This window comes from Shigella sp. SIG3 (genome assembly GCF_053555855.1).
The window spans coordinates 1-657 of the sequence record NZ_JBQZXE010000294.1 but is presented as its reverse complement, the minus strand read 5'-3'; the positions used below and the strand labels follow the sequence as shown (position 1 = coordinate 657).

Sequence of the window (657 nt, the reverse complement as noted above, 5' to 3'; positions counted from 1 at the left end):
CTGTTAGTATTGGCATTAATTCTGGTATACTACATAACGGGCTGAACACCCATTCTACTGCGCCAGCGGAGAACTACGATGGCGCATATACAACTGGTCAAACAAACCTCTTCCGGATTACTTCTCCCGGCGACGCCGGAGAGTTGCGATTTTTTGCATCAAATCAAAATAGGTGAGTGGATACACGCAGACTTTAAGCGTGTGCGTAACTACGCATTCCACAAGCGTTTTTTCAAACTCCTGCAACTGGGATTTGATTACTGGACTCCGGTCGGTGGGGCGATCACGCCTCGCGAACGAAAACTGGTATCAGGCTTCGTTGATTACCTGTGCGAATCAGTAGGTCGGGAACACACTCCAGCCCTGAGTGATGCCGCAGAGCAATACCTTAATACAGTTGCGACATGCAGAACCCGGGATACGGCATTGCTAAAGTCGTTTGACGCTTTCCGCGAGTGGGTAACCATTCAGGCCGGATTTTACACCGAGCATATTTATCCTGATGGTAGTCGTGGGCGCAGGGCAAAATCTATCGCATTTGCGAACATGGACGAAACCGAGTTTCAGCAGGTTTATAAATCTGTACTGAATGCGCTGTGGAACTGGATCCTGTTCCGTAAATTTTCCTCTCCGGAGGAAGTCGAAAATGTGGCCGCG

The 657-nt window shown here is 49.2% G+C and carries 1 protein-coding gene; it reads left to right on the top strand.

Annotation, left to right across the window (positions count from 1 at the left end):
• Positions 1-78: 78 nt before the first annotated feature.
• The coding region (locus tag ACUU1I_RS21035) for a DUF1367 family protein (protein ID WP_449144936.1) at positions 79-657 on the top strand (579 nt) is incomplete at its 3' end.